Raw genomic sequence first — 18,452 nt, forward strand, 5'->3', positions numbered from 1 at the left:
TTCCAATAAATTAATCTCTGTTGCACTTCATTTGAGAATCTAAGATATCAATTTCATAATATGCACAGAGCAATAATAGTTTTTTTACCCCTAATTAAGTTAAAACGGTAAAGTGAATAACAAATCAACAGGATACTGCGATTATGTCAACTGTGAACAAGTCCGATATGGAATGGAAGCGCCAGTTAAGCGCAGATGAATACCGTATTACCCGTGAAAAAGGTACAGAACCGCCATTTACCGGAATTTACTGGGATAGCCATGCCAGTGGTGTTTACCGGTGTAAATGCTGTAACAAGCCGCTGTTTAGCTCGGAAACCAAATATGATTCCGGTAGTGGCTGGCCCAGTTTTTACAAAGCGATTGAAACAGGGGCAATTGATGAACACCGTGATATGTCGCATGGCATGATCCGCACCGAAATTACCTGCCATCATTGTGGTGCGCATTTAGGCCATGTATTTGAAGATGGGCCTGCACCTACAGGCCTGCGCTATTGTGTAAACTCAGCGTCACTTAAACTTGAAACTGATAATTACCAGCGTGAAGATAACTCACCATGGATGGATGAATACAACAATGAAGATCATTTATAATAGTTGACAATTTGTATTGTCAAATTTGAAAACTATTATTAAACTGAAATTTCTGATCGCAGTATGACAAAAGCAAGAGATGAGGATAAACCGATGACAACAATTTATGACTTTTCAGCCGAAAAACTGGAAGGGGGTACGCAAACATTAAGTGATTACGCTGGTAAGGTAGTGCTTATTGTCAACACAGCCAGCAAGTGCGGTTTTACCCCGCAATTTGAAGGCCTGGAAAAAGTCTATGAAAAATACAAGGATCAGGGCTTTGTAGTATTGGGTTTTCCCTGCAACCAGTTTGCTAGTCAGGATCCGGGCAGCAATACGGATATTGGTGAATTTTGTCAGCGCAATTATGGCGTTAGTTTTCCAATGTTTGCCAAAATTGATGTAAATGGTAGTGACGCGCATCCACTGTATAAGTACCTGACCAAGGAAGCAAAAGGCCTGCTGGGTACTGAGGCCGTAAAATGGAACTTTACCAAGTTTCTGGTGGGTCGCGATGGTAATGTTATTGACCGTTATGCAACGGCCACCAAGCCAGAAGCAATGGTCAAAGATATTGAAAAGGCGTTGGCCAAGTAAAAAATCCTCGCACCTTAACCAGTAACTTCCTGCTCGTTATCTTTAAAATAACGGGCAGGAGGTGTTAAATCTTAAAATAGGGCAAAGCTTTTTTTTATTAAGATAGTGTATAAGTCTTTTTTCATTGTCCAGCTACAGGCTGAGGGAATAGGCCGCATTTTGGTTGGTGTCCTTCGTCAAGCTTGGGAACCGCGCCGAACCATGGCAAAACCAGAATATTATAAGAAATCTATTTAATTACGAATTAATCGCCGGTAAGCCAGCGTGGCAAACACCACTGTAATCATTATCAGGATAAGTAAGTTCATGCCAATATCCGACAGGCTGGCATGCATCTGGTTGAGCTGAATAAACTGCCGCACGCCTGCGGTAGAGGGAATAATCCATGCACTTAAGGACATCCATTGGGGCATGGCTTCTAGTGGCCAAGAGGCCCCGGTTAAAAAGAAAAAGGGTACAGAGGTAAAGGTAAGCACTTGCGCCGGACGTTCTGGTCGGTCAAAAATACTGCCTAGCCACAGGCTTATACTGACTACGGCCATTACAAAAACAGGAGTCGCTAGCAATAGCGCCGGCAGGTTGGCATCCCGCGGATAGTCCTGATACCAGTATACAAAGCCAAAATAATACAGGCAGCTTAAAATGCCAATCAGGCTACAGGCCAGTGTAATACCAGTCAGGTTGGTGAGATTAAACCTAAACTGCTTTTGCTTAAGGCTGACAATTAAAAAACTAACCCCTAGCAGCAGGGTTTGCTGCACAATCAGGGCGGCGACGGCTGGAAAAATATAACTGCCATAACCACCCAGCGGGTTATATAGTGGATATTCATACAAGTTCAGGCTGGGTTCAATGTGTGTGGTCTGCAATAGCGGTTTGAGTTGCTCGGCAATGGATGCCTTGATGCTGCTGGCCAGTCCACTACCAATTTCCCGCGTGCGTATTAGGTAAGCCCCACTTAAATACAATGCCAGTCCGCTGTTTTGTCCGCGCAAAACATTGCTTTCCAGATGGGAGGGAATCAGGAAAATAGCATCGGCCTGTTGACGCTTGATCATTTGCTCGGCTTCTGCAAAGTTGCTGGTTTGCTGCACAATATTAACCGCACGGAGCAGGCTAATTTTGGCAATGATATTACGGCTAAGCGGGCTTTGATCCTGATCCACCACCACAATGGGTAATTGGCTGGCCACTTCACTGTGATAGGCAGCCGGATAGAAAAAGCCATACAGTACCACGGCCAGAATCAGCGTGCTGGCAATAGGCCGTGTGGTAAGAATGGTTCTTAAAGTGAAAATAAAAGCCTGTAATATGGTCATGCTTTAGCACTCATGACAGGCTGGCGCTTGAGAAGCAATAGGCTAAGCAGCAAAAATCCAGCCACAAAGCTAACCAGAATCAGCAGGGGCGTTAGGGAGGTTTGCCATGGTGAGCCAATAATCCATTGCTGGGTTTGTAGCTTGGCATAGGCCGTAAATGGCAAACTATTGCTCCAGATCCGGGTAAACAATGGTGCGCCAATGGTTGGCAGGGTAACCCCGGCATAACTTAAGGAAGAACCTGCATAAATAGCCACCATTGACAGGCCGGTATTAATATCCTTAGCCAGCAATACAATGGTGGTGGCAAATAGCGCATAAGCCGTAAACAGTAGCACTTGGCCTGCCAGCAATAGCAGCACATTGCCCTGAATGACCCAGCCACGGAATCCAGTCATCCAGACAGTCCACAAAAAACACCACAAGCTAAAAATGATGATATAGGGCAACAGTTTGCCAAAAAGTAAATTAAGGGCTGCCCCACTTTTTTTTGTACTAGAAAACTCTCTATCTGATCCTGTTATAAAGTCGCGCCCAATACTGGCAGCCACACAGCAGGCCAGCAACAAATGCAAAATGGCAGTAACTGCAAAAGGCTCTAAAAATAGCTCATAGCTCAGTTGTGGATTATACAGGGCAGTAACCTGAATGGTGGGCAGGTTAAATTCAATTGGTGGCACACCAAGCTGGCGTATCAAGGTATGTTGCTGTTCGCGGGTTGCTGCACTAACGGCACTGTTGACGCCACCAGCGACAGTGCTGGCAATGGAAAAAAACGCTTCATTAAAGTAGCTGGCAATCTCGGGGCTGCGGCCATGCAATACGTTGGCCTGTGCCTGTGCAGGAATATGAACGACTCCCCATGCCTTAAGCTGCTTTAAATGCTGTTCTGCCAATGGCATGGTTGGTTCATAGGCATAAACAGACAATGCTGGGGTGGCTTGCAGGTTGCGGATAATCTGGCGGCTATAAGCAGAGTGATCCTGATCTACCACCACAATGGGCAAATGACGTGGTGAACCCTGTGCCAGCATGCTGGCCAGAAAAATGATCACCAGTAGCGGGGCAAGCGTAACCAGCGCTAAATCCCAGTAGCTGTGCTTGAGAAAATTCAGTTCACGCCAGAAGGCTGCCCACATAATGGTCATCTGCTTTTTAATAATACATTAATGTGAACTGGCAATCTGGGATTGAACCTGATGCTGTGGCCAGTCAAATAGCACACTCATGCCCGGGCGTAAACCCGCCAGCGGTTGCAGGCTTTTTAACTTTACTTCAAAGGTGCGTACATCGTAGCCACTGGACTGACGCGTGGCTTTCCATGAGGCAAAGGTGCCTTGCGCTGCAATATGTATGACACGAAAAGCCACATTATGCTGGCTAAGAGCCGGGATATCACCATGCAAAATGCTGCCATGCTTAAGCTGGTTAAACTGGTCTTCACGCAGGTTGATACTGACCCACTGATTGCGCAGGTCAATCAGCGTATACAGAGGAATTCCGGCAGGGACCAGTTCACCCACATTGGCAAATTTCTGGCTGACTTCGCCGTCTTCCGGCGCTACAAGCTGCATCTCCTGATTCAGTGATTTGGCTTCAAACACAGCCGCTTCGGCAATTTTAACCTGTGCCTGTGCAGAGGATAGCTGCTCTGGCGTACTGCCCCGTTCGGCACGCAAATACTGTTGTCGCGCGGCTTCTGCGATTTGTGCCGATGAATTTTTGGCGGCCTGTGCTTCATCGCGGCGCTGGCGTGAGATAACACCCTCATTAAAGAGGTTCTGCGAGCGCTGATAAGTTACCCGTGCCAGTTCAGCTTGTGCCTGTGCGCTTTGCCAGTTGGCTTTTAGGCTGGCAATGTTTTCTTGTTGCGAACCTCTTACTGCGGTTTGCTCCAGCGCCCGGGCCGACTGTAATGCACCTTCTGCTTGCTGTTGTTTGGCCTGTAACTCTGGACTGGTGAGAACACCTAGAACCTGACCTTTTTTAACCTGATCACCTTCATCTGCGATGAGTTGCTCAACACGACTAGGCACCTTGGTAGATACATTAAGCGTGGTTGCTTCAACCATACCCTGAATTTGCTGGGGTGCGGGTTTATAGGCCAGCCACAGGCCCAGTGCAACCAGGGTAATTAAAAATACAATGATCAGGCTGTGAAGGATACGGGATTTTTTGGCAGTTGGATTATTGGTCGTTGTATCAGTTAGGGGATCAGGTTGTTTGCCCGTTATAGATTCCTGCTGCTCTATATCTCTAGCATTTTCGTCTCTAAGGTTTTCTTCATTAGGGTTTTCGTCATTAGGATTTTCTGACGTTTGACTATCTTGGGATGGGCGCTGATTATTGTTCATTTTTCATCCTGTGGCTTTGATCCAGCGGCAAGGTATTGCCAGTCGTATGATTCAATGCAGAAATTGGCTGGACTTGCTGTACCGAGGTATCGTTGGCCATAGCCGAAAACTGCGCTGCCTGACCGCTAGCTGTTAAGAGTGTCACCAGCGCCATATCATAACGATAAGCAGCAGTTGCCTGATCGGTATAGGCCAGCGTCAGGGCATTAACGGCATCATTAACAAAAGTTGCAGTGGTTTCGCCTTCCCGAAAAGATAGCTGCTGCACGCGCAGGTTTTCCTGTGCTGCAATAATACTGGTTTGCATGCTCATAAATGCCTTGCGCGCATGTTCAGCTTCATAATAGGCACGGCGTACCAGTTGTTGTATGTCCTGTTGTGCCTGTTTCTGCAATGCTTGAGTGGCCTCCTGACGTGCCTGTGCTGCATTAACCAGTTTCTTGCGGTCGGTATTTGCCAATAAGGTGTAGTGCGCCCCAACACCAACCAGCCAGTCATTTTTATTTAACGTTTGCTGGCCAAACACATAAGCACTGGGCAATAAACTGGCTTTGGCTAACTGTAGGGCTTCGGCGGCTAACTGCTGGTCTTTTTGCAATTGTGCCAGTTGCGGTGATTGCTGGCCTAACTGGGCCAGATAAAAGTCTAGTGGTTGCAGTGGGGCAGGCTGTACAAAAAGTGGGGTGGTTAAGCGCGGCAGTTCAGGCTGTTGCAACAATTGTTGCAGATACTGGCGTGACGCATTTTCATTGCTGCTGGCCTGGTCATATTGGCGCTGGGCGGCCTGCGTTGCCACTTCAACCTGCAAGCGCTGTGAACGGCTAATCATGCCTTGTTGTTCAAGCTGGCAGGCATTATACAGGTGCTGCTGGAGTGCCTTCAGGTTTTGTGCGCCTGCTTGTGCCAGATAGTTTGCCAGTTGCTGACCAAAATAGGCTTCGGCCAGCTTGAAGGTTTGCTGATCCTGTACCTGTTGATGATTAAGCTGTGCTTTTTCATAACCAATGCGGGCAATATTTTGTGCCGCCTGAATACTACCACCAGCATAAATTGGCATAACGGCTGAAATCGTTGGGCGAAACAGCTTGTCATTAATTACTACATTGCTTGAATTGGGAATCTGGTCAAACAGGCCCGACACTGTACTGGAAAAACGGTTGCTTAAAAAATTGCTGACATTATCCGGTAAAGGCACTGGCAGATTATTTAAGGATTGTGCAAAGGCCTGATTGGCTGCATTTTCACCGGTAGCCTTAATATCACTTAGCGGAATATCAACTTCAGTACGGTATTTAATGGCATTGGCATCAAGGCTAACCACTGGTCGCCATAACCGGGAATTAGCTTCGGCATGATTTTGTGCTGCAACCAGATTTGCAGTGCTGGCCTGCACGGTATAGGCATTTTGTTGAAGGAACTGTTCAGCCTGACTAAAACTTAATGCAGCACTGGATACACCTGCTGTAACAGAAACCGGCCATGTAAGTGCGGCAGCATTGTCTATGCCGGGGTCTGCCCACACTGTTAGCTGCAACTGACTGGCCATCAGCAGCGCAAGGATCACGGGGTGGCGTACCAAAAGGGTCGTTCTAGTAAATATAGGCATAATAATGCAATCTGTTTTAGGGCTTAAGTGAATGCTGGGTATTGCTTCACCATTTACTTAAGCACATGTTGCTTTTAAGAATTAAAGCCTATTTTAGCGACCAAACCATAGTGGTGGATTGTAAAAGTTAATCGAACGGGCGACTTGGCAGTCACCAATGAATTTTGCAAATCAGAGTGTTACTGCCAATGAGTCAGCCTGATCGTAAAAAATCCTGCGATTCAAGGCAGGATTTTCAATAGTTGGAAGAAATTTTAAAAGTTGTACTAAAAAAACAGTACATTGTCATTACAAAATATGTTTTAGGCGCTTAATGACCTGTTCACATTGGTTCATGTCTGCGACCAACGCCATGCGCACATGATTTTGCCCCGGATTGCCTTGTGCATGATCTTGTAAAACGTTCCGTGATAAATAACGGCCCGGCAATACAGTAATGTTGGCTTTTTCATATAAATGTCGGACAAAACGTTCATCGTCATCGACATTCAGCCAGAAGTAAAAGCCCGCATCCGGTTTTTGGAATGGCAGCAACTGGCCCAGTTCACTGAGAAACAGGTCAAATTTCTGGCGGTAAAGCTGGCGGTTTTGTTCCACATGTGCTTCATCCTGCCAAGCCACAATGGATGCAAGCTGATGCTGTACCGGCATGGCAGCACCATGATAAGTGCGATATTTTAAGTAACTGTCCAGAATTTTGGCATCACCCGCCACAAAACCGGAACGCAGGCCCGGCAGGTTGGAGCGTTTGGACAGTGAATGAAATACCACGCAATTTTTATAATCGTGGCGGCCCAGTTCAGCACAGGCTTGCAGTAGGCCGGTTGGCGCTTTATCAAAATACAGTTCGGAATAACATTCATCCGAAGCAATAATAAAATCATGCTGGTCAGACAGGGCAATCAGTTTTTTAAGCTGATGCATGGGAATAACGGCACCGGTTGGATTGCCCGGCGTGCATAAAAATAACAGCTGGGTTTGCTGCCATACGCTAGCCGGAATGTCATCCAGATTGCCCAGGTAATTATTTTCGGGGGTGCAGTTATAAAAATAAGGTGTCGCACCTGCCAGAATGCTGGCGCCTTCGTAAATCTGGTAAAACGGATTAGGCATCACCACATACGGATTTTGGTTGCGGTCAATGGTGGCTTGGACAAAGGAAAACAGGGCTTCACGCGTACCACTGACAGGCAAAACCTGCGTTTCTGTATCCACGGCCTGCAACTGAAAACGCTGCTTTAACCAGTTGGCAATACTGTTGCGCAACGCCGGCAACCCTTTACTGGTAGGATAGGTCGACAGATGTTGCAGTGATTCAATCAGCTTCTGGTTGACAAACTCAGGAGCCTGATGCTTTGGCTCCCCAATAGAAAGTGAAATATTGGGTAAGTCTGCGGGTTTAAGGTCTGCAAAAAGTTTGGCCAGCTTTTCAAAAGGATAGGGATGCAGGTGGTTAATGGCAGGATTCATCTGGCTGTTCTCTTTGCTGTGCTTAAAAATTCAAACAAAAATTTTAAAAATGGGCTGTTACACGACTAAACCATAGTGCCCATTCATCTGGGCACTATGGTTGGAAATCAGTAGTTTCCATGATTGAGACGGCTTATTGCACTACTGAAACCACTTGAGATGCTTCGTCCAGTGCCAGTTGTAACTTATGGGCAAAGGCCTTGGATTCGTCAGGGGTCATGGGTATACCGTCGCGTTTGGTGACATAAAAGCTGTCTTCAGCCCGTTCACCCAGTGTGGCAATGCGGGCCGAATGAATATCCAAACCCTGCATCATGAATAGGCCCCCAATCTTGGCCAGTAGTCCTGGCTGATCCAGTGTCATGATTTCTACAATATTTTGCTGCAAGGCCGTATTAAGGTGAATGCTGACTTCGGTTTGTACGGCAAAATGACGCAACTGGCGTGGAATGCGACGCTCCAGCAAGGTGGGGAATTCTTCTGGTCTGGATAAGGCATTGGTGAGTGCATAAATCACTTCGCCTTGCCGGTCAGTATCAGAAAGCAAGGTACCAAAACGATCCAGCACAATATAGGTATCCAGCGAAAAAGCCTTGGCTGCGGTAATAATGCGTGCATCCTGTACGTTGAGATCCATTTGGTCCAGTACGGCAACGCTGGCGGCAAACAGGTTGGGCAGGTCGCGGGTATACACAAAGATTTCAGCAGTGTCCTTGGCCAGCTTGCGGTGCTCGCGAATTAGCACCAGTGGATCAGGATTATCCCCATGTTCAATCATGGCCTGTGTATGCCAGACCACTTCATCTGCCCGTTCTTTCAAAAAGTAATCATCGCCCATTTCACACCAGATTTTTTCAATATCTTCATAGGCGTATTGATTGCTTAAGGTTTGCATGGCTTCAAACTTGGTGTCATCAATAATCAGTTGATGATCTACCGGACGATCCAGACCACTACGGATAATGTCACGCGCCTGCGTATACAACTGGCGCATCAGCGAAGCACGCCATGAATTCCACAGCTTGGGATTGGTGGCATTAATGTCGGCAACAGTCAGGCTATACAGGTAATCCAGATGCACCATATCGCCCATGTGGTCGGCAAAATCCTTAACTATATCCGGGTCGGAAATGTCTTTCTTTTGTGAGGTAATCGACATGACCAGATGATTACGCGTAAGCCATGCCACAATTTTGCCTTCACGTTCAGTCAGGCCATGATTGCGGCAAAATTCAATGGCATCTTCAGCACCCAGCTCACTATGGTCGCCGCCACGGCCTTTGGCAATATCATGGAAAATGGCTGCCAGATACACAATTTCCTTACGGTCAAGGCGCTGGAATACCGAGCTAACCACCGGGTAGTCCTTGGCAAATTCTGGTTTGCCAAAACGGCGCAGGTTGCGGATAAGCAGCAGGGTATGCGCATCCACGGTATAAATATGGAACAAGTCATACTGCATCAGGCCAATAATCTGGCCAAAAGCAGGAATGTACTTGCCCAGAACGCCATAGCGTTTCATTGCATGCAGGGTTTCATACAGGTTATGCGGCGCACGCAGGATGGCCATAAACATGGCCCGGTGCACCGGATTGGCCCGGAAATTATCATCAATGGTTTTGGCAGCCAGCATCAGCAGGCGCAAGGTCTTGGCGCGAATACCAGTAATTTCCGGCTGGCTTGCCATAATGTAAAATAGTTCCAGCAGTGCGCTGGGAGTCTGGGAAAAAACCCGGTGATGGGTGACGGCAATTTTGCCGCCAATCATGTCAAACCGTTCATTAATACTGCTTCTGTGCGGTTTTTCTTCATCGGTCAGGCGGGGTTCAATCACCGATTCAAAGAAATAGGCCAGCAGCATTTCATTTAAGGTGGAAACTTTCATGGCCACCCGGTAATAGGTTTTCATAAACTGCTCGACGGCATGATTTGGCGCATCGTCTTCCTGCTGGACATAGCCCAGCCGTGCGGCAACATCACGCTGATAATCGAACAGCAGCCGGTTTTCATCGCGGCCTGCAATACGGTGCAACTGGTAACGAACCTGCCATAAAAAGTCTTCAGCGTCTTCCAGTTCGCGCAGTTCAAACTCACTGATAAACCCGAGATGAACAAGGTCATAAACCCGCACTACCCGAAAATGCCGCTTGGCAATCCAGCCAATCTGGTTAAGGTCGCGCAGGCCGCCCGGCGCATTTTTAACATCCGGCTCAAGGTTACTTTCAGTATTGTTGTGCTGGGCATAACGGCGTTGCTGTTCCAGCATTTTTTCTTGGAAAAAAGTTTTATCAGTCCATGCGGTAGACACAATCTGGCGTGGTTTTTTGGCCAGTTGCTCATCACCTGCCACCAGCCGTGATTCTACCAGTGTAGTGGCAACAGTAATGTCCTGGGCAGCTTCCAGGCATTCGGTCAGGGAACGCACACTAATGCCCGGTTTAAAGCCGGTATCCCACAAGCTGGACACAAAGCCTGAAATTTTTTCACCCAGCTCGGGTTCAATGTCATGGCGGCTTAAAATCAGGATATCGACATCAGAATAGGGCAGCATTTCACTGCGGCCATAACCACCCACTGCCAGCAATGCCAGATTATGGTGAGGCAATTCATGCTGCTCCCAGAGTAGCCTGAGCATGTCGTCAATGGCCTGGGCACGGGCATGCACCACATCGCGAATCTTTTCCCCGCCTGCCAGTAGCTCATCAAGCTGCTGGTCCAGCGTTTTGCGCCATTCAATCAGGCCACGTGCCTGACTCTGTTCCTTGATGGAAGGTTGCTCAATAAACGCTTGCGGAGAAGTTGTTGCGAGCATATCAGATCCCTGTATTAAGCCAGAAAGGCCATTAAATTACACTGTAAAAACCAGTAGCAACAATCAAACAGCAAAAATCACGCCAGTACTAGCCTTGGCTGGATGCATCGCTATTGGCAACAGCAGGATTAGAAATAACAGTCACGCTAGAGGCCACTTCGCTGGCCAGTCTGCGGGCAGTGTCGGTATCTTCTGCATAAACGGTAGCAACCCCCATACGGCGGCGGGCAAAGCCTTCCGGTTTGCCAAACAGGCGCAAATCCGAACCTTTAATGCTCAGTGCTTTTTCAAGGTTACTAAAGGACAGGTTAGATTCATCACGGCCTGCATAAATCACGGCACTGGCGGCGGCACTATGGCGGGTAGTATCTACCGGCAAGCCCAAAATGGCGCGTGCATGCAGTTCAAATTCGCTTTGGCACTGACTGGCGAGTGTAACTAAACCGGTATCATGCGGGCGTGGCGATACTTCACTAAACCAGACCTTATCCCCTTTAATAAACAGCTCCACGCCAAAAAGCCCACAACCGCCCAGATTGCGGGTAACTGTGTCTGCAATATGACGGGCATTGCTGAGCGCTTTGTCAGTCATCAGTTGCGGCTGCCAGCTTTCTACATAATCACCAGCTTCCTGGCGATGGCCTATCGGGTCGCAAAAATGGGTTTCAATAGTACCAGTCTCGGCATTTTTGGCGCGTACTGTCAGCAGGGTAATTTCAAAGTCAAAATTAATTTGTCCTTCTACAATGACTTTGCCCTGATTTACGCGACCACCCTGCATGGCATATTCCCATGCTGCATCCACCTGATCATAACTGGTCACGCGCGACTGGCCCTTGCCACTGGAAGACATCACGGGCTTGACAAAGCACGGATAGCCAATGTCATCACAGGCAGCACGAAAGCTATCCAGACTATCGGCAAACCGGTAGGACGACGTTGGCAGGCCAAGAGTTTCGGCAGCAAGTCGGCGGATGCCTTCGCGGTTCATGGTCAGGTTGGCTGCCTTGGCTGAAGGAATAACCACGGCCTGACCTTTTTCCTCAACTTCCAGCAGCAGATCAGTGGCAATGGCTTCAATTTCCGGCACAATCAGGTGCGGTTTAACCTCGTCAATCAGGGCTTGCAGTTCATCCCGATCAGCCATATTCAGCACGCGGCTGTGGTGGGCAACCTGCATGGCTGGCGCATTGGCATAACGGTCGGCAGCAAATACTTCGACACCAAAGCGTTGCAGGGCAATGGCCACTTCTTTCCCAAGTTCACCAGAACCCAGCATTAACACACGAAACGCTGAAGATTGTAACGGGGTGCCAAGGGTAACAGTCATTGCATGCTCCAGAACAGCAGAAGAAATAAGAAGAAGATGATCAGGCAAAAATCATAGCATAGCAGATTAGCGTTAAAACCGTCTTTCACTGTAAAAAAAGTATTGGCGTTGATGCCAAAAAAATGCTTTCAATTCAATGTCTGCACAATACAACATAGAATCCTTTAAAGTTTTACTGGTTTTTTCGTACAATATGTCCAGTTCTTTTGGCAGTGCAGGCGACAAACACAGTGATTGAAAACAGCAAGGTGATAAAAAACAGGTTACAGGCTGGGCTAGCACTTACTTTAGCAGCTCTTTTAAACCTCACCCTGACAGCCTGTAACCAGTCTGGGCAGGACGGGCAGCACAAACGTGACATCAAGCCCGCCGTTAAGCTTTCAACCGATGCCTCGCATATTGCCCAGCAAACCTATCAGTTTCTAGTAAGCGCCGAGCCTTTACTAACGACCCAGCCAGTTAACCTGAACCAGCTAGAGCAGGAAATTTTTCAACCGGTACGCCAATTGCTCTTGCGCTGGAATACTGAAGTCAAGCAATCGGACAGCGTGGTGGGTGATCAATATACCATTTGCCGTGGCGCACTCATTTCACTAGATAGCTGGGCCAGAAGCATTCAAAAACAAATTCCCGGTCAGGCTGATAAGCAAGCCATTTTTGAGAAACAAAAAAACCTGTGCCAACATGTAATACACAATCCGGCACAGCAGTCTTAATACATGCGTTGTGCTATTTTTTGCAACATTATTGATAATTTTGGCGACATTGGTGTTTGCTGGCGACTGGCCCGGCAACTGGCCGCAGAATACCAACTGACTGTAAGCCTGTTTGTTGATGACCTCACTAGCTTTGCTATGCTTGCACCGCAACTGCAACCGGATTTACCCATTCAGCAGCTCGAGCAGATTACGGTGCATCATTGGCATGACACCATCTGTTTTGATCAGTCTTATGATTTAATCATTGAAGGTTTTGGTTGCCGGCTAGAGGCGCAACTAATTGAGCAAATGCAGCAACAGGCTCAGGCAGGAAAGCCTCCGGCATGGATTAATCTGGAATACATGAGCGCGGAAGATTGGGTAATGGATTGCCATGGCATGGTTTCCATTCATCCGGCAACGGGTTTAAAGCAGACCTTCTGGTTTCCTAGTACCACTGAACAAAGTGGTGGCCTGATTCGGGAGCAATATTTGCTTGCCCGGCGTGATCAGTTCCAGCAGGACAGCCAGCAGCAGGCCGAATTCTGGCAGAGTCTTGGTCTGCCGCATGCCATGCAGTTTTCCAGAAAAATATCTCTGTTTTCCTATGAGAATAACGCGATTGCAGACTTGATGACAGCACTGGCAGAAGATTCTACGGCAACCCTGCTGCTGGTGCCCTACAGTAAATCCATTCCCGATGTTGAGCTTTGGCTGCAACAACAGGCAGTCTTTCGGCAGGTTAGGCAACCACTACAGGTTGGCGATCAGGTGAATTACAACAAGCTCACAATTGCTGTGCTCCCATTTCTATCCCATAGGCAGTATGACCAGTTGCTCTGGGCCTGTAACCTTAATTTTATTCGGGGAGAGGACTCCTGCGTGCGGGCGCAATGGGCGGGCCGGCCTTTTATCTGGCATGTTTACCCACAGGACGATAATGCTCACCTGATCAAGTTGCAGGCGTGGATGGATCAGGTTGATCAGCATGGCACTATGGCATCGTCCTGGCATGTGGCTATGCAGGCATGGAATGACAATGCCTCTTCTAGCCCGGCAGTATGGCAGCAACTAATGGCTGACCTGACATTATGCACAACTCAACTGGCTGGCTGGCTTAACTATCTGGCAGATCAATCCGACCTCGCTGCACGCCTGATGCATTGGATGGCTCAAAACAAGCCGCACTAATCAGCGATGCAGCATTCAGTTTAGCCGGACAAGTTTTATATTTTCGTGTCCATTTCTGCCCAACCCGGAGAAAAGGCTGCAAGAGTTTGGCAAAACCAGACTGAAATCGGGTAGAATCTCGCACCAACACAAAAGCGCTTAAGTTAGGATACACTCCATGAAAACCGCACAAGAAGTTAAATCTGGCAACGTCATTATGGTTAACGGTCAACCAATGGTTGTTCTGAAAACTGAATTCAACAAATCTGGCCGTAACGCTGCCGTTGTTAAAATGAAAATGAAAAACCTGCTGAATGAGCAGGCGATGGAATCAGTGTTCAAGGCGGATGAAAAGTTTGACCAGATTATTCTGGAAACCCGCGAAGCGACTTATTCTTACTTTGCTGATCCAATGTATGTATTCATGGACACTGAATACAATCAGCTGGAAGTTGAAGAAGAAAATCTGGGCGACGTTAAAAACTTCATTGAAGACGGCATGACAGATGTTTGTGAAGTGACCCTGTACGAAGGTAAGCCTATTGCTGTTGAACTGCCAACCGTGATTGTCCGTGAAGTTGCGTATACCGAACCTGCGGCTAAAGGTGACACATCAGGTAAAGTCACCAAAGTTGCCAAGCTGAACAATGGTTATGAATTACAGGTTGCGTCTTTTATTGAAATTGGCGAGCGTATTGAAATTGATTCCCGTGATGGCTCTTTCCGTGCCCGTGCGAAAAACTAATACACAGTTTCAAGCCTGATAACTGTTGCATACTTAAGAGTCTCTATTGAGGCTCTTTTTATTTGAATTTTATAAAAATTAGTCGATGACTTTCCTATAAAAAAGCCCTGCCTGAACGCTTGGCACAGGCTTTGGAAAAGGTTCAAATACACGCTTGTGTTAAAATAACGGTTCTTTCTGCCTGCTGCTTTTATCTATGTCAACACCTGCTGTTCCAACAGCCCAGCCTATATCCAACCCTGCACCACAGATTTTTTTAATGATTCTGGCCTTAATGTGCATCGCCCTTAATTTAAGACCCATTATGGCAGCGGTAAGCCCGATTCTGCATTTGATTCAGGCAACGACGGGCCTGAGCGATGCCAATGTTTCATTGCTCACTACATTTCCTGTATTTGTTATGGGTTTATTTGCGCTGCTCGGTGCTTATATCCAGCGCATTATTAGTGAAAAAAACGGTATTTTATTGAGCGTGGGTTTGGTTATGCTGGCCTGCCTTAGTCGCTACTGGTTCCACTCGGGAGTTGCGCTGCTTTTAACTGCAGTGGTTGGCGGCATGGGCATTGCCCTTGCACAGGTTTTAATACCTGCTTTTATCAAAACCCATGCGCCGGAACGAGCAGGCACACTCATGGGCTTTTATACCACCGCAATTATGGCTGGTGCAGCAATGACGGCTGCGGTTTCATCGCCGCTGTCACATTTATGGGGCTGGCACAACTTTCTGGCCATGCTGGCTATCCCAGCATTTCTGGCAGCCCTATTGTGGTTCATGGCCACCCGAAAACTTTCAGGGATAAAGCCACAGCAAACAATCCGGTTACCGTTAAAATCGCCTCGCGCCTGGTTGCTGATGTTATTTTTTGGTATAGGTACTGCGGCTTATACTCTGGTGCTGGCCTGGTTGCCGCCTTATTTTAACCAATTGGGCTGGAATACCACGCAAAGTGGTTTATTGCTGAGTGCAGTCACAGTCTGTGAGGTATTAACCGGCCTGACTTTATCGTCAATCATTCATCGTTTTCCAGATCGGCGGCCTTTGTTGTGGTTCGTGCTGACTATACTGTTGATTGGCCTGTTTTTACTGATCTATATACCCAATCAGTTCATCATATTAACTATCATGATGCTGGGTATTGGCATTGGAGCGCTGTTTCCTTTAACACTTATTGTTGCCATGGATCATGTGCGCAATGCAGCACAGGCTGGGTCATTACTAGGCTTTGTGCAGGGTGGCGGCTACATGCTGGCCAGTTTTATGCCTTTACTGGCAGGGCTGGTCAGGCAGCACTCCAGTCAGTTAACACAGGCTTGGCAAATTATGTTGGTGGGGGTAGTGGTGTTATGGTTAATGACCTTTCGCTTAAAGCCCAATAGCCCGCTTTGATCTATTAGCCATATCACTTGTAATTTACTAAAACAGTTTCGTTTGAACATTAAAAAACCGGATAAAATTTTGCTTATCCGGTTTTATTTTTTAATCTAGCCGTTAGTCAATGCTATGATTTAAAAATAATATTTAAAAAGGGATTCGACCTAGACATTGAAGCGGAAGTGCATTACGTCACCATCCTGCACCACATAGGTTTTACCTTCCAGACGCCATTTACCCGCTTCCTTGGCGCCAGATTCACCATTGTATTGAATAAAGTCGTTGTAACCGACCACTTCAGCACGGATAAAGCCTTTTTCAAAATCAGTATGAATTACACCAGCCGCCTGTGGTGCGGTTGCACCGACTTTAACCGTCCACGCCCGTACTTCTTTTACACCAGCTGTAAAATAAGTTTGCAGGCCAAGCAGGGCATAACCGGCACGAATGACCTGATTTAACCCCGGTTCTTCCATGCCCATGGCTTCTAAAAACTCGGCGCGGTCTTCATCTTCCAGCAGGGAAATTTCAGCTTCAATCTGGTTGCACAGGGCCACCACTTGCGCATTTTCACTGGCGGCCAGTTGCTTGACAGCTTCCAGATGCGGATTATTGTCAAAGCCATCTTCAGCCACGTTAGCAATATACATGGTTGGTTTTAGCGTCATCAGGCCAAAACCACGAATCAGCTTGCGTTCATCATCAGACAGGTCAGCAGCACGGGCAGGGCGGCCTTCATTTAAAACGGGTTCAATTTTTTCCAGTACGGCTTTGGTCGCCAGCGCATCCTTGTCACCACCACGGGCTACCTTGGTCAGACGTAACAGTGCTTTTGCCACCGTATCAAGGTCAGCCAGTGCCAGCTCGGTATTAATGGTAGCAATATCATCTAATGGGTCAATTTTGCCATTCACATGAATCACATTTTCATCTTCAAAACAGCGTACTACATGAGCAATTGCATCGGTTTCACGGATATTGGCCAGAAACTGGTTACCCAGTCCTTCACCTTTGCTGGCACCTGCAACCAGACCAGCAATATCCACAAACTCCATGGTGGTGGGAATAACACGTTCCGGTTTTACAATGGCCGCCAGCTTGTCAAGACGCGTATCCGGCATGGGAACAATACCGGTATTAGGCTCAATGGTACAAAATGGAAAGTTCTCTGCTGCAATGGCGGCTTTGGTCAAGGCATTAAAAAGTGTTGATTTTCCAACATTGGGCAGGCCCACGATACCGCAATTAAAACCCATGAAAGTGCTCATCTATTTAATATAAAAACTGGCGCATATCTTAGCATGAGCGAGGAAGGCATAGCCACTTCGTCTTACAAAGCGTTGCTTCTCATCTGCCTAAGTGCAGGAAATGAGCACCAGCGTAGCGCAAGTATGATTGTTTAGAAGTTATGATCACCATTTTGCCTTGCCAAAAAATATTCCATTCCACATGCGCAAAGGAGAAACAGGCTAAGGCCGGATTAGTCTGCTATCATAGCTAAACACAAGCTTTTTATATTAATTTAAAACCTATAAATGGAGCAGGCATGCGTACCTTGTATCAATTTCCATTATCACATTATTGTGAAAAAGCCCGCTGGTTACTGGATCATAAAGAACTGGATTATGCAGCCAAAAACCTGATTCCGGGTTTGCATCGTCCTTTGGCGCGCTTTAAAACCAGTAAAAATACATTGCCGATGCTGCATGATGGTAAAAACTGGATTGCTGATTCCACAGAAATTGCTTTTTATCTGGATGGCATCTATCCCGAGCAGCCTTATTTGCGCCGTGAGCCGGAATTCCGGGCGCAGGCTATCGAGCTTGACCAGATTGCCAGCCAGATTGGCGTGCATGTGCGACGCTGGATGTACCTGTATCTGCTGGATGAGCCAGATACCATGGAAATCATGCTGGGTGAAAAAGGCTTTTTGCGCATGACTGAACGTTTTTCCAAGCCTTTTATTAAAAAAGGGGTAATTCGTCTATATGGCATTTATCCCAAAAAAGCCGAAGCATCCAAGCAAAAACTTGATGCACTGATCAATCAGGTTGAACAAAAACTCATTGCCAATGGTGGCCGCTATCTGGTAAGTGACCGTCTGGGCTTGGCAGACATCGCAGTCTGTGCCTTGTCTGCGCCGCTGTTTGGCCCTCAAGGAACGCCATGGGAAATTGATGAGCCGGCACGTTTACCTGAACCAATCCGTATCTATCGGCAGGAACTGCTGGATCGCCCGTTTGGCCAGTATGTGATGCGTATTTATCAAAATGAACGGCATGCAAGGGTAGACTGGCGCGGTATTTAAATTTTTCTCTATCAAGCCAGTATCACTTAATGCTGGCTTTTTAATAAAAAGAAACATGCTGTTAAAAAAGACTTGTAAAAATACACAGCATTG

General features: G+C 47.2%; 15 protein-coding genes. 7 read left to right on the forward strand and 8 right to left on the reverse strand.

The window, feature by feature from the left end; all coding sequences use genetic code 11:
• Positions 1-143: 143 nt before the first annotated feature.
• Together msrB and BKE30_RS10530 are read left to right on the forward strand one after the other, a co-directional pair.
• Entirely contained in the window at positions 144-596 is a 453-nt protein-coding gene (msrB, locus tag BKE30_RS10525) for a peptide-methionine (R)-S-oxide reductase MsrB (RefSeq protein WP_083698536.1), read from the forward strand.
• 93 nt (positions 597-689) lie between these two features.
• Positions 690-1,175, forward strand: coding sequence for a glutathione peroxidase (locus BKE30_RS10530; RefSeq protein ID WP_076878553.1), 486 nt, complete (start codon positions 690-692; stop codon positions 1,173-1,175).
• A 233-nt stretch (positions 1,176-1,408) separates the two neighbouring features.
• Here the strand turns inward: BKE30_RS10530 and BKE30_RS10535 are convergent, their stop codons facing one another.
• From BKE30_RS10535 to purT, 7 genes are all read right to left on the reverse strand, one after another.
• Positions 1,409-2,494, reverse strand: a complete 1,086-nt coding sequence (locus BKE30_RS10535; protein ID WP_076878554.1) for an ABC transporter permease — start codon at positions 2,492-2,494, stop codon at positions 1,409-1,411.
• A complete protein-coding gene (locus tag BKE30_RS10540; RefSeq protein ID WP_076878636.1) occupies positions 2,491-3,633 on the reverse strand; it encodes an ABC transporter permease in 1,143 nt (380 codons plus the stop codon). Before BKE30_RS10540 ends, BKE30_RS10535 begins: the two co-directional genes overlap by 4 nt.
• Before the next feature lie 27 nt (positions 3,634-3,660).
• Positions 3,661-4,848: an HlyD family secretion protein gene (locus BKE30_RS10545; protein ID WP_143253709.1), complete on the reverse strand. Its 1,188-nt coding sequence runs from the start codon at positions 4,846-4,848 to the stop codon at positions 3,661-3,663.
• Positions 4,838-6,412: a TolC family protein gene (locus tag BKE30_RS10550; protein WP_076878555.1), complete on the reverse strand. Its 1,575-nt coding sequence runs from the start codon at positions 6,410-6,412 to the stop codon at positions 4,838-4,840. Before BKE30_RS10550 ends, BKE30_RS10545 begins: the two co-directional genes overlap by 11 nt.
• A gap of 330 nt (positions 6,413-6,742) precedes the next feature.
• The gene (gene dapC / locus BKE30_RS10555) at positions 6,743-7,924 is read right to left on the reverse strand and encodes a succinyldiaminopimelate transaminase (protein WP_076878556.1); all 1,182 of its coding nucleotides are present in this window, start codon (positions 7,922-7,924) and stop codon (positions 6,743-6,745) included.
• 133 nt (positions 7,925-8,057) lie between these two features.
• Entirely contained in the window at positions 8,058-10,736 is a 2,679-nt protein-coding gene (gene glnD, locus BKE30_RS10560; RefSeq protein ID WP_083698539.1) for a [protein-PII] uridylyltransferase, read from the reverse strand.
• 88 nt (positions 10,737-10,824) lie between these two features.
• A complete protein-coding gene (purT, locus tag BKE30_RS10565; RefSeq protein ID WP_076878557.1) occupies positions 10,825-12,066 on the reverse strand; it encodes a formate-dependent phosphoribosylglycinamide formyltransferase in 1,242 nt (413 codons plus the stop codon).
• Between the two features lie 230 nt (positions 12,067-12,296).
• Here purT and BKE30_RS10570 point away from each other — a divergent pair, with 230 nt between their 5' ends.
• The 4 genes from BKE30_RS10570 (at position 12,297) to BKE30_RS10585 (ending at position 16,066) form a co-directional block, all read left to right on the forward strand.
• A complete protein-coding gene (locus BKE30_RS10570) occupies positions 12,297-12,782 on the forward strand; it encodes a hypothetical protein (protein WP_076878558.1) in 486 nt (161 codons plus the stop codon).
• 3 nt (positions 12,783-12,785) lie between these two features.
• Positions 12,786-13,955, forward strand: a complete 1,170-nt coding sequence (gene earP / locus BKE30_RS10575) for an elongation factor P maturation arginine rhamnosyltransferase EarP (RefSeq protein ID WP_076878559.1) — start codon at positions 12,786-12,788, stop codon at positions 13,953-13,955.
• A gap of 157 nt (positions 13,956-14,112) precedes the next feature.
• Positions 14,113-14,679, forward strand: a complete 567-nt coding sequence (gene efp, locus BKE30_RS10580) for an elongation factor P (protein WP_076878560.1) — start codon at positions 14,113-14,115, stop codon at positions 14,677-14,679.
• 196 nt (positions 14,680-14,875) lie between these two features.
• Positions 14,876-16,066: an MFS transporter gene (locus BKE30_RS10585; RefSeq protein WP_227518390.1), complete on the forward strand. Its 1,191-nt coding sequence runs from the start codon at positions 14,876-14,878 to the stop codon at positions 16,064-16,066.
• 149 nt (positions 16,067-16,215) lie between these two features.
• Here the strand turns inward: BKE30_RS10585 and ychF are convergent, their stop codons facing one another.
• The gene (ychF, locus tag BKE30_RS10590; RefSeq protein WP_076878561.1) at positions 16,216-17,307 is read right to left on the reverse strand and encodes a redox-regulated ATPase YchF; all 1,092 of its coding nucleotides are present in this window, start codon (positions 17,305-17,307) and stop codon (positions 16,216-16,218) included.
• A 290-nt stretch (positions 17,308-17,597) separates the two neighbouring features.
• On the opposite strand from ychF, the gene BKE30_RS10595 reads away from it, so the two are divergent.
• On the forward strand, positions 17,598-18,359 hold the full coding sequence (locus tag BKE30_RS10595) for a glutathione S-transferase family protein (RefSeq protein ID WP_076878562.1): 762 nt from the start codon (positions 17,598-17,600) through the stop codon (positions 18,357-18,359).
• Positions 18,360-18,452: the final 93 nt, after the last annotated feature.

The sequence above is a fragment of the Alkanindiges hydrocarboniclasticus genome (assembly GCF_001982605.1).
In the GTDB taxonomy this organism is placed as follows: Bacteria; Pseudomonadota; Gammaproteobacteria; order Pseudomonadales; family Moraxellaceae; genus Alkanindiges; species Alkanindiges hydrocarboniclasticus.

Coding starts and splice junctions, on each gene's coding strand:
- earP (WP_076878559.1), top strand. CDS start 12,786: ATGCGTTGTGCTATTTTTTGCAACATTATTGATAATTTTGGCGACATT.
- BKE30_RS10545 (WP_143253709.1), bottom strand. CDS start 4,848: ATGAACAATAATCAGCGCCCATCCCAAGATAGTCAAACGTCAGAAAAT.
- BKE30_RS10585 (WP_227518390.1), top strand. CDS start 14,876: ATGTCAACACCTGCTGTTCCAACAGCCCAGCCTATATCCAACCCTGCA.
- BKE30_RS10540 (WP_076878636.1), bottom strand. CDS start 3,633: ATGTGGGCAGCCTTCTGGCGTGAACTGAATTTTCTCAAGCACAGCTAC.
- BKE30_RS10595 (WP_076878562.1), top strand. CDS start 17,598: ATGCGTACCTTGTATCAATTTCCATTATCACATTATTGTGAAAAAGCC.
- ychF (WP_076878561.1), bottom strand. CDS start 17,307: ATGGGTTTTAATTGCGGTATCGTGGGCCTGCCCAATGTTGGAAAATCA.
- glnD (WP_083698539.1), bottom strand. CDS start 10,736: ATGCTCGCAACAACTTCTCCGCAAGCGTTTATTGAGCAACCTTCCATC.
- BKE30_RS10535 (WP_076878554.1), bottom strand. CDS start 2,494: ATGACCATATTACAGGCTTTTATTTTCACTTTAAGAACCATTCTTACC.
- purT (WP_076878557.1), bottom strand. CDS start 12,066: ATGACTGTTACCCTTGGCACCCCGTTACAATCTTCAGCGTTTCGTGTG.
- dapC (WP_076878556.1), bottom strand. CDS start 7,924: ATGAATCCTGCCATTAACCACCTGCATCCCTATCCTTTTGAAAAGCTG.
- BKE30_RS10530 (WP_076878553.1), top strand. CDS start 690: ATGACAACAATTTATGACTTTTCAGCCGAAAAACTGGAAGGGGGTACG.
- efp (WP_076878560.1), top strand. CDS start 14,113: ATGAAAACCGCACAAGAAGTTAAATCTGGCAACGTCATTATGGTTAAC.
- msrB (WP_083698536.1), top strand. CDS start 144: ATGTCAACTGTGAACAAGTCCGATATGGAATGGAAGCGCCAGTTAAGC.